Genomic DNA, 10,533 nt, shown 5'->3' on the forward strand with positions numbered 1-10,533 from the left:
CGAATCAGATTCGGGATGAGATTGACAGGCCAGGATGAGGCCCTCGTCGAGATCCTGTTGCTCGAGCACGTCGTTGACCTCCATGCTCACCTTGCCGCCGCGCAGGGTGCACGCACACGCGCCGCAGTGACCCTCACGGCAGGAGAACGGTGCGTCAAGACCTTTGGCCAGCAGCACATCGAGCAGCTTGGCGTTGCGTGGCCACGACACGGTGTGGGTTTCACCGTCCAGTTCGACGACCGCGGTGGCCGGCGGCTCGTCTCCCTCGTTGGTGTCCTCAATCTTGACCGCCGCGAACGGATCCGAGTCCAGCGACTTGAACACCTCGATATGCACTTGCGGCGCAGGCACTTTCAGTGACTCCAGCGCCTCGCGTGTCGACTCCATGAAGGGGCCGGGCCCGCAGATGTACACCGGCCGATCCGTGAACGGGGCGGCCAGCTTGGCCAGGGCGGCCACGCTCGGCAGTCCCTGCAGCGATTCCAGCCAGTGGACCACCGTCAGCCGGTCGGGATACTTGGCCGACAGTTCGCGCAGCGCGTCGGCGAAGATCACCGAGCGGTCGTCGCGGTTGGCGTAGATCAGCGTCACCTGTCCGCTGCCCTCGGACAGGGCCGATTTGCAGATCGACATGATCGGAGTGATCCCGCTGCCGGCGGCCATCAGCAGGAAATCGTCGTCGAGCGTCTTGGGCACGAAGTTGCCCGAGGGGGCCAGCACGTGGATGCGCATGCCTTTGTGGGCGTTTTCGCACAGCCAGTTGGACGCGTAGCCGTCGACGGTTCGTTTGACCGTGACGGTCAGCGCGTCGTCGGTGAACGGTGAGCTGCACAGCGAGTAGCAGCGGGCCACCGACCCGGTGCGCTCGCTGGGGATGCGCAGCGTCAGGAACTGGCCAGGCGCGTAGCGCAGCCGCTCGGGAGGGATGTCGGGATCCCCCTGCTCGTTCGGCGCGGCGAACACCAGCGAGCGCGCGTCGTCGGTCTCGGCGACGATCTCGGCGATCTGCAGTTCAAGGACGTGGTCACCGAGCGGCTCGTCGGAATTGACGTCGGTCAAGGCCCGTCCTTCCTTTCAGCACAACTAGAACATGTTACAGAAAAGTGGATTCCTACCGCTACCAGCCGCAGGAATACCCTGCTCGACACAAATCGGAACGTGTTCTAGTCTCTGGTGTAAGTCCACTGTGTAAGTCTGGCCCAGGAGGCAAACTTAAGTGACGTCCATTCAACAGCGCGACGCGCAGTCGGTTTTGGCCGGCATCGACGATCTCCTGCCGCAGATTGCAGAGCGCGCTCAAGCGACAGAGGACCTGCGCCGGCTGCCCGACGAGACCGTTCAGCAGCTCGAGGACGTCGGCTTCTTCACCCTCTTGCAGCCCGAGCAGTGGGGCGGTCTGCAGTGCGATCCCACGCTGTTCTACGAGGCGGTGCGGCGGCTGGCGAGCGCCTGCGGTTCCACCGGCTGGGTCAGCTCGATCATCGGCGTGCACAACTGGCATTTGGCGCTGTTCGACCAGCAGGCCCAGGAGGAGGTCTGGGGCGACGACCCCAAGATCCGGGTCTCGTCGTCGTACGCCCCGATGGGCGCCGGCGTCGTGACCGACGGCGGCTACCTGGTCAACGGATCGTGGAATTGGTCGTCGGGCTGCGACCACGCCACATGGGCATTCCTCGGCGGTCCCGTGATCAAGGACGGCCGCCCGGTCGACTTCGGCAGCTTCCTGATTCCGCGCAGCGAGTACCGCATCGACGACGTGTGGCACGTGGTCGGCCTGCGCGGCACCGGCAGTAACACCGTCGTCGTCAAGGATGTCTTCGTGCCACGGCACCGCTTCCTGTCGTACAAGGCGATGAACGACGGCACCGCGGGCGGATACCAGAACAACACCGCCCCGGTCTACAAAATGCCTTGGGGCACAATGCATCCCACCACCATCTCGGCGCCCATCGTCGGCATGGCCTACGGCGCGTACGACGCCCACGTGGAGCATCAGGGCAAGCGGGTACGCGCGGCGTTCGCCGGTGAGAAGGCTAAGGACGACCCGTTCGCCAAGGTTCGCATCGCGGAGGCGGCCAGCGACATCGACGCCGCATGGCGCCAGCTGAGCGGAAACGTCGCCGACGAGTACGCGCTGTTGTCCGCCGGCAAGGAGATCCCGTTCGACCTGCGCGCCCGTGCACGTCGTGACCAGGTACGCGCCACCGGGCGCGCGATCTCCTCGATCGACCGGCTGTTCGAGGCGTCCGGCGCCACCGCCCTGGGCAATGACCAACCGGTGCAACGGTTCTGGCGTGACGCACACGCCGGCCGGGTGCACGCGGCCAACGACCCCGAGCGGGCTTACCAGATCTTCGGGAACCACGAGTTCGGGTTGCCCCCCGGCGACACGATGGTCTGATGACCTCGGCGACCGAAGAGATAACCTTCGAATCGACTTCGCGGTTCGCCGAGGTCGACGTCGACGGCCCGTTGAAGCTGCACTACCACGAGGCCGGTGTCGGCAACGAACAGACGGTGGTGCTGCTGCACGGCGGCGGCCCCGGGGCGGCGAGTTGGACGAACTTCTCGCGCAACATCCCGGTGCTCGCCGAGCAGTTCCATGTGCTGGCCGTCGATCAGCCCGGGTACGGCCACTCCGACAAGCGGGCCGAGCACGGGCAGTTCAACCACTACGCGGCGCGGGCGCTCAAGGGCTTTTTCGACCATCTGGGCCTCAGACGTGTTCCGCTGGTGGGCAATTCGCTGGGGGGTGGCACCGCGGTCCGGTTCGCGCTCGACTACCCGGACTACGCCGGCCGCCTGGTGCTGATGGGGCCGGGCGGTGTGAGTGTCAACCTGTTCGCGCCGGACCCGACCGAGGGTGTCAAACGGCTCGGCAAGTTCTCCGCCGAGCCCACGCGGGAGAACCTCGAGGCTTTCCTTCGCGTCATGGTCTACGACCAGAAGCTGATCACCCCGGAACTGATCGAGCAACGGTTCGAGTTGGCCAGCACGCCGGAGTCCCTCGCCGCGACCCGGGCAATGGGAATGTCGTTCGCCGGAGCCGATTTCGAGCTCGGCATGATGTGGCGCGAGGTGAACCGGCTGCGCCAGCCGGTACTGCTGATCTGGGGCCGGGAAGACCGGGTCAACCCGCTCGACGGCGCGCTGGTCGCACTGAAGACCATTCCGCGTGCGCAGCTGCACGTGTTCGGGCAATGTGGGCATTGGGCGCAGGTGGAGAAGTTCGACGAGTTCAACAGGCTCACTATTGATTTCCTGGGAGGCGCGCGATGAGCATCCGCTCTCTGGGCTACCTACGTATCGAGGCCACCGACATGGCGGCCTGGCGCGAGTACGGCCTGAAAGTCCTTGGCATGGTTGAGGGCAAGGGCGTAGGAGAAGGCGCGCTGTATCTGCGGATGGACGATTTCCCGGCCCGGCTGGTGATCGTCCCCGGCGAGCAGGACCGGCTCATCGAGGCCGGCTGGGAATGCGCGAACGCGGCCGGCCTGCAGGAGATCCGGAACCGGCTCGACGTGGAGGGCACGCCCTACAAGGAGGCCACCGCCGCCGAACTGGCCGACCGCCGGGTGGACGAGATGATTCGGTTCTCCGACCCGTCCGGCAATTGCCTAGAGGTCTTTCATGGCGCCGCGCTGGAGCACCGCCGTGTGGTCAGCCCCTACGGGCACAAGTTCGTCACCGCTGAGCAGGGCCTGGGTCACGTGGTGCTGACGACCCGTGACGACGAAGAGACGTTGCACTTCTACCGGGATGTGCTGGACTTCAAGCTGCGTGACTCGATGCGGCTGCCGCCGCAGGTGGTGGGCCGCCCCGCCGATGGCCCGCCGGCCTGGCTGCGGTTCCTGGGCTGCAACCCGCGTCACCACAGCCTGGCCTTCATGCCCGGACAGACCCCCAGCGGCATCGTGCACCTCATGGTCGAGGTCGAAGAGGCCGACGACGTCGGGCTGTGCCTGGATCGCGCGTTGCGCAAGAAGGTACCGATGTCGGCCACCCTGGGGCGCCACGTCAACGACCTGATGCTGTCCTTCTACATGAAGACGCCCAGTGGATTCGACGTCGAGTTCGGTTGCGAGGGAAGGCAAGTCGAAGACGACGACTGGATCGCCCGGGAGAGCACCGCGATCAGCCTGTGGGGCCACGACTTCAGCGTCGGTTTCAAGGGCTGAACATGTCGGCGCCGATCGATCCGCGAGCCTTCCGGCAGGTGCTGGGTCAGTTCTGTACCGGGATCACCATCATCACCACCGTGCACGACGACGTTCCGGTCGGCTTCGCGTGCCAGTCGTTCGCGGCGCTCTCGCTGGATCCGCCGCTGGTGCTGTTCTGCCCGACCAAGGTGTCGCGCTCCTGGAAGGCCATCGAGGCAAGCGGCCGGTTCTGTGTCAACGTGCTGACCGAACATCAGCAGCATGTCTCGGCCCGATTCGGATCGAAGGAACCGGACAAGTTTGCCGGTATCGATTGGCACCTCTCGGAACTCGGCTCGCCGATCATCGACGGGTCCCTGGCCTACATCGACTGCGCGGTGGCGTCGGTGCACGACGGCGGTGACCACTTCGTGGTGTTCGGTGCCGTCCAGTCGCTGTCCGAGGCGCCCAAGATCAAGCCGCGACCGCTGCTGTTCTACCGCGGCGACTACACCGGCATCGAACCGGACAAGACCACGCCCGCCCAGTGGCGCGACGACCTGGAGGCGTTCCTGACGACCACCACGCAGGACACCTGGCTGTAGCCGTCTTGTGGACCGGGGTCCGTGTCACGGTTGACTCACCGGGTATGTAATACGGCGAGATCAACCAGCCACCTCGGCCCGGCGAGACGGAGTTCGTCCATTGATTCGATTCGCATGTGTCGCGCTGCTGGTCGCTGCCGCTGCGGCATCGGTGGTCCTGGCGATCGCGGGATCGTCGGGCTGGTGGATCCTCGCAGCGGTGGTGGCCGTTTTCGCCGTGGTGGGCGTTTACGACCTGGTTCAGCGCAAGCATTCCGTCCTGCGCAACTATCCGGTCCTCGGGCATATGCGGTTTCTGTTGGAGGCGTTGCGCCCGGAAATTCAGCAGTACTTTATCGAGCGCAACTTCGACGGGCGGCCATTCGACCGAGACGTCCGCTCGTTGATCTACGAGCGCGCCAAAGGCGTGGCCGCCGAAATGTCGTACGGCACGGAGCGTGACATCGACGAGCCAGGCTATGAGTATTTGGTTCATTCGATGGCGCCGTTCGAACCTCCCCCGGAGCCATATCGGGTGCGTGTCGGTGGCCCTGACTGCAAGCAGCCCTATGAGATGGCGCTGCTGAATATCTCGTCGATGAGTTTTGGTTCGCTGTCTTCAAACGCATTGCGCGCGTTGAACAACGGCGCGCGCAAGGGTCACTTCGCCCATGACACCGGGGAAGGTGGGTTGACTCCCTATCACCTCGGCGGCGCCGACGTGGTGTGGGAGATCGGGTCGGGCTATTTCGGTACCCGACGCAAAGATGGTTCCTTCGATCCAGATCAGTTCGCGGACAAGGCCGCTCACGATCTGGTCAAGTGTATTTCGATCAAGCTCAGCCAAGGGCGCCAAGCCCGGCGTCGGCGGTGTGCTGCCGGCCGCCAAGGTGAGCAAGGAGATCGCCGAATACCGCGGCGTGCCGCTCGGCGAAAAGTGCGTCAGCCCTGCAGCACACTCGGCGTTTCACACGCCGCGCGAACTGATGGGCTTCGTCGCGCGGTTGCGCGAATTGGCCGCCGGCAAACCGGTGGGCTTCAAGTTATGTGTCGGTTCCCGCGTTGACGTACTGGCTATCTGCAAGGCGATGCTCGCCGAAGGGGTGACCCCCGACTTCATCATCGTCGACGGCGCCGAAGGCGGCACCGCCGCGGCGCCGCTGGAATACGAAGACCACGTTGGCCTTCCGCTCACCGACGGCTTGATGACCGTGCACAACGCCCTGGTGGGCACCGGCCTGCGGGACAAGTTGCGGATCGGTGCGAGCGGCAAGGTCGCAACGGGAAACGACATCGTCAAACGCCTTATCCAGGGTGCGGACTACACGAACTCCGCGCGGGCGATGATGATGGCAACGGGCTGCATCCAATCCCAGCGTTGCCATACCAACCGGTGCCCGGTTGGGGTCGCCACCCAGGACCCGCGCCGGGCGCGCGCGCTCGATGTCGCCGACAAAAGTGAGCGCGTGTACCGCTACCAGCGCGCGACCGTCGCACAGGCGATGCTGATGATGGCTTCAATGGGCGCTTCCGATCCGTCGCAGCTCAATCCACATATGCTGCGCAAACGCGTGTCGGCCACCGAGCAACGTTCCTATGCCGAACTCTACGAATGGCTTCCGGCCGGAGCGCTCCTCGATCATCCACCCATCAACTGGCGATCGGATTGGGAACTCGCCGACCCCGACTCGTTTGCTCCCGTCGGCACTGTGCGGCCCTCTAGCCTCTAGATCGAGCGCTGCAGCGTCGCCCCCGATGTTTCACGGCCGCCCTTGTGGGAAATTCGGGATCTATGCATTCGGCTGCACCGACTTTGATCCCCACAGTCCGGGGCACACGGGCGCTGGTCGACTACCTCAACGCACAGATCGATGGAATAGAGGCCGGCGACATCGCCTTGCGTCACGGCGAAGACGACGACACCATCCATGACACCCGGGTTGCGATCCGGCGGTTGCGCAGCACGCTGCGCATCTTCGCCAAGGTGCTGGACACGGCGGAAATCGGCGACATGGATGCCGAACTCAAGTGGTTCGCAGGACTGCTCGGTGATGTTCGGGATTGCCAGGTGCAACGCAGCCACTTCGCCGATGTGCTTGACGGCATGCCCGACGAACTGGTTTTGGGTCCGGTCAGGTCTCGGATCGAGGAGTACCTCAACGCGATCGAATTCCCCGCGCGCGAAGGCATCGCCGAGGCAATGGGGTCCGCGCGTTACCAGAGCATCTTGACGATACTGCGGCGTTGGCGCGCCCAGCCGCCGGCCGCAGGGGCCGTCACGAGCGGAACGCTGCGGCAGAGAGCGCGGCGCGCACAGCGCAAGGCGGACCGGCGGTTGGCCGAGGCGCTCGAATCGGCGGACGACGCCATGCTGCACCGGGCGCGCAAAGCGGCCAAGCGCGCCCGTTATGCGGCTGAGTTGTGCGAATCCCTGGGGCAGGGCGCTCGCGCGAAACGAACTATCAAGCAGTACAAGCAGATACAAAGCCTGCTGGGCGACCATCAAGACGCCGTGGTCGGCGCTGAAACGCTCCGCCGGATCGGAGTGACGGCCGGAACCACGGTGGGAGAGAACGGCTTTACCTTCGGCCTCTTGTACGCGCACGAACAGCAGCTTGCGCGTCAGTCCCGGCAAGAGGCGCGGCAGCTCTAGAACCCGGGCTACGAAGAAGACCCGATGGCCCGTTGAGGGGGCGGACCGTTGAGGGGGCGGACCATCGGGTCTTTTCGGACAAAAATCAGTTGGATTGCGCGGGACGGTTGTCCGCATCGCGATAGTCCGCCGGCGTGTGGCGCCCGGAGAGCCCGACATCGGTCACCTGCTCTCCACTCCACGCCTGCTCGGATGCGGATGGGTCCTTAGCCTCGTGCGCGCCGCCCTTGGCTTTCGGGTCGAGGGTGTCGGCACGCTCCCACTGTTCTTGGAGCTGCTCGCGAGACGTTTCCGCTTCGCTTTGATGGGAGGCGGCCCGATTCTGCAGTCGTGCGGCTTCCGCGGCTTTGGCTTCGGCCTCCGCCTGCGCGGCGCGTGCCTTGGCGGCGGTTTCCGAGGCGAGTGCTTCACGCCGTTCGACTTTGGCGCTTTCGAGTTTGGCCTGTTCACGGATCTCTTCGGCCTGCCGCCTCCGCCGGCGATTCTTCGCTCCGTTGATTGCGACGACCAAGACGACAACCAACAGGATCGCCGCTATCGCGGCCACCGCAATCCAGACGACATTGCTGGTACTCATGGTGAGCTCCATGGGGTAGTTCGGTATTTGCTTGTGCCGGCCCGATCGTTCATACCGATTCCCCGTATTCGACAGAAATCAAACACCTGATCGGCTGCTGGCAACTCCGAGAATTCGGTCATGCCAGGGATGCCAGGGGCTTCGGCCAGAATGGCCATATGGCACTGGACCTGACTGGATACTTTGCACGCGTCGGTTACGCGGGGCCGGCGGAACCGACCCTCGATGTGTTGCAAGCCCTCACGACCGCCCACACCAAGTCGATCCCGTTCGAGAACCTCGATCCGCTGATGGGAAGACCGGTCGGCGACCTGAGCCCAGAGGCCCTTTCTGACAAGCTCGTTCACCGGCGCCGCGGTGGCTACTGCTACGAGCAGAACGGCCTGATGGGTTATGTGCTGACCGAGATCGGCTTTCGGGTGCGGCGGTTGGCCGGCCGGGTGGTGTGGATGCAGCCACCCGACGCGCCCACACCGGCGCAGACGCACACGGTGCTGGCAGTGACGTTCCCCGGCTCCGCGGGTTCGTACCTGGTCGACGTCGGCTTCGGTGGCCAGACCCCCACCTCTGCACTCCGGATGGAAACCGGGACCGTCCAGCAGACCACGCACGAGCCCTACCGGCTGCAGGACCGCGGCGACGGGCTGGTCCTACAGTCCCAGCTACGCGGCGAGTGGCAGCCGCTCTACGAATTCTGCACACGGACCGCGCCCGCGATCGATCTGAAAGTCGGCAGCTGGTACGTCTCAACGAACCCATCGTCGTTTTTCGTCACCAGCTTGATGGCCGCCCTGGTCGTCGACGACGGCCGCCTGAACCTGGCCGGTCGCGACCTGACCATCCACCGCACCGACGGCAGCGAGAAGACCCGCCTCGCCGACGCCGCGTCTGTCGTCGACGTCCTGGGCGACCGGTTCGGCGTCAACGTCGGCGATCTCGGCGAGCGTGCCGCGCTCGAGGCCCGTCTCGGCCAAACCTTCGAGGTTTGATCGCGTCAGTCGGCGGACAGCCAGGAGCCGATCCGCTTGACGGCCTCCTCGATGTCGCTCGTCGGTCCCGCGAACGAGAGCCGGACGAACGAATCGCCGCGCTCGGTGTCGAAGTCGATGCCGGGAGCGATCGCAACGCCGGTGTCCGCCAGCAACTTTGAGCAGAACGCGCGAGAGTCGTTGGTGAGTTCCGAAACATCGGCGTACACGTAGAACGCGCCGTCGGTCGGGGCCAGCCGGTCGATGCCGATGCGGCGTAGCCCCTCGAGCAGCAGCGCGCGATTGGTCGCGTAGTGGTGCAGGTGACTGTCAGCCTCGGCCGTCGACTCCGGGGTGAACGCCGCCACCGCGGCGATCTGCGACAGAGTCGGCGGGCAGATGGTGAAGTTGCCGGTCAGGCAATCCACCGCGCGGCGCAGCTCGGGCGGCACGAGCAGCCAGCCCAGCCGCCAGCCGGTCATTGCGTAGTACTTGGAAAAGCTGTTGACCACGACGGCATTTCGCGATGTCTGCCAGGCGGAGCTGGTCTGGGGAGCCCCCTCGTAGACCAGGCCGTGGTAGACCTCGTCGCTAACCAGCCGCACTCCGGATTCCTCGCACCAGGTGGCGATGGCGGCCAGCTCCGAAGGTTCTATGACGGTCCCGGTGGGATTGGCGGGGCTTGCGACGATGACGCCCTGCACCGGCGGATCGAGGTCGGCGAGCATCGCGGCGGTGGGCTGGAAGCGGGTCTGCGCCCCGCACGGGATCTCGACCACCTCGCAGCCCAATGCCGAGAGGATGTTTCGGTAGCACGGGTAGCCGGGGCTCGCCAACGCCACCCGGTCGCCGACGTCGAAGCACGCCAGAAAGGCGAGCAGGAAACCGCCCGACGATCCCGTGGTGATCACCACGGCATCGGATTCGACGTCGATCCCGTACTTGCGTTGGTAGTCCGCGGCGATGGCCGCGCGCAGCTCGGGGATACCCAGCGACACGCTGTAACCGAGTTCGTTGTCGTGCAGGGCCGCCGCCGCGGCCGCGCGGATCGGTTCGGGTGCTCCCACGCTGGGCTGGCCGGCCGACAGGTTGACCACGTCACCGTGGCTGCGTTGGCGCTCCGCGGCGGCCAGCCAGACGTCCATCACATAGAACGGCGGGACGCCAGATCGCAGCGAAACGTGGTCGGTCACGGCGTCTTGAGTACCTCGGATTCGAGTCGCCCAACCAGCTCACGCGGAGATTCGAGCAACTGCGCGCTGCCGTGCGCGCGTTTGAAATACAGGTGCATGTCGTGTTCCCACGTGATGGCGATGCCGCCGTGCAGCTGAATGCCCTCTGCCGCCACGTTGCACAGCGCCTCGCTGGCGGCCAGGCGCGCGGTGGCGGCGTTGGTGGGAGTGGGGTCGTCGCACGCGTCGTTGACGACGGCTCGGGCCGCGGCGACGACGACGTAGAGGTCGGCCATCCGGTGCTTGAGCGCCTGGAAGCTGCCGATCGGCCGGCCGAATTGCACGCGGTTCTTTGCGTATTCGACGGTCAGGTCCAAACAGCGTTCGGCGGCACCGATCTGCTCGGCGGCCAGCAGGATGGCCGCGCTGTCGGCGATGCC

Annotated in this window: 10 protein-coding genes and 1 pseudogene; 7 read left to right on the forward strand and 4 right to left on the reverse strand. The window is 65.5% G+C overall.

Annotation, left to right across the window (positions count from 1 at the left end; genetic code table 11):
- Positions 1 to 1,059: ferredoxin--NADP reductase (locus JOZ00_RS12985; RefSeq protein WP_293344361.1), on the reverse strand; the 1,059-nt coding region annotated here is incomplete at its 3' end.
- A gap of 157 nt (positions 1,060 to 1,216) precedes the next feature.
- Between JOZ00_RS12985 and hsaA the strand changes: the two genes are divergently transcribed.
- From hsaA to JOZ00_RS13015, 6 genes and pseudogenes are all read left to right on the forward strand, one after another.
- Positions 1,217 to 2,401, forward strand: a complete 1,185-nt coding sequence (gene hsaA / locus JOZ00_RS12990; RefSeq protein WP_293344362.1) for a 3-hydroxy-9,10-secoandrosta-1,3,5(10)-triene-9,17-dione monooxygenase oxygenase subunit — start codon at positions 1,217 to 1,219, stop codon at positions 2,399 to 2,401.
- Entirely contained in the window at positions 2,401 to 3,279 is an 879-nt protein-coding gene (gene hsaD, locus JOZ00_RS12995; protein WP_293344363.1) for a 4,5:9,10-diseco-3-hydroxy-5,9,17-trioxoandrosta-1(10),2-diene-4-oate hydrolase, read from the forward strand. Before hsaA ends, hsaD begins: the two co-directional genes overlap by 1 nt.
- Positions 3,276 to 4,178, forward strand: coding sequence for an iron-dependent extradiol dioxygenase HsaC (gene hsaC, locus JOZ00_RS13000; protein WP_293344364.1), 903 nt, complete (start codon positions 3,276 to 3,278; stop codon positions 4,176 to 4,178). The genes hsaD and hsaC overlap by 4 nt, the downstream gene beginning before the upstream one ends.
- A 2-nt stretch (positions 4,179 to 4,180) precedes the next feature.
- Positions 4,181 to 4,744, forward strand: coding sequence for a 3-hydroxy-9,10-secoandrosta-1,3,5(10)-triene-9,17-dione monooxygenase reductase subunit (gene hsaB, locus JOZ00_RS13005; protein ID WP_293344365.1), 564 nt, complete (start codon positions 4,181 to 4,183; stop codon positions 4,742 to 4,744).
- 100 nt (positions 4,745 to 4,844) lie between these two features.
- Positions 4,845 to 6,453 (forward strand): annotated as a pseudogene (locus JOZ00_RS13010) (FMN-binding glutamate synthase family protein).
- A 62-nt stretch (positions 6,454 to 6,515) separates the two neighbouring features.
- Positions 6,516 to 7,376 (forward strand): CHAD domain-containing protein, encoded by an 861-nt coding sequence (locus JOZ00_RS13015; protein ID WP_293344366.1) that lies wholly within the window; start codon positions 6,516 to 6,518, stop codon positions 7,374 to 7,376.
- Between the two features lie 85 nt (positions 7,377 to 7,461).
- Here the strand turns inward: JOZ00_RS13015 and JOZ00_RS13020 are convergent, their stop codons facing one another.
- On the reverse strand, positions 7,462 to 7,965 hold the full coding sequence (locus JOZ00_RS13020) for a hypothetical protein (RefSeq protein ID WP_293344367.1): 504 nt from the start codon (positions 7,963 to 7,965) through the stop codon (positions 7,462 to 7,464).
- 146 nt (positions 7,966 to 8,111) lie between these two features.
- On the opposite strand from JOZ00_RS13020, the gene JOZ00_RS13025 reads away from it, so the two are divergent.
- A complete protein-coding gene (locus tag JOZ00_RS13025) occupies positions 8,112 to 8,942 on the forward strand; it encodes an arylamine N-acetyltransferase (protein WP_293344368.1) in 831 nt (276 codons plus the stop codon).
- A gap of 5 nt (positions 8,943 to 8,947) precedes the next feature.
- Here JOZ00_RS13025 and JOZ00_RS13030 read toward each other — a convergent pair whose 3' ends face one another.
- Together JOZ00_RS13030 and JOZ00_RS13035 are read right to left on the reverse strand one after the other, a co-directional pair.
- Entirely contained in the window at positions 8,948 to 10,114 is a 1,167-nt protein-coding gene (locus JOZ00_RS13030) for a pyridoxal phosphate-dependent aminotransferase (protein ID WP_293344369.1), read from the reverse strand.
- Positions 10,111 to 10,533 (reverse strand): acyl-CoA dehydrogenase family protein (locus JOZ00_RS13035; RefSeq protein ID WP_293344370.1); only part of this gene is annotated, 423 nt, incomplete at its 5' end. The genes JOZ00_RS13035 and JOZ00_RS13030, both read right to left, overlap by 4 nt.

The organism is Mycobacterium sp., from assembly GCF_019243155.1.
Lineage (GTDB): Bacteria > Actinomycetota > Actinomycetes > Mycobacteriales > Mycobacteriaceae > Mycobacterium.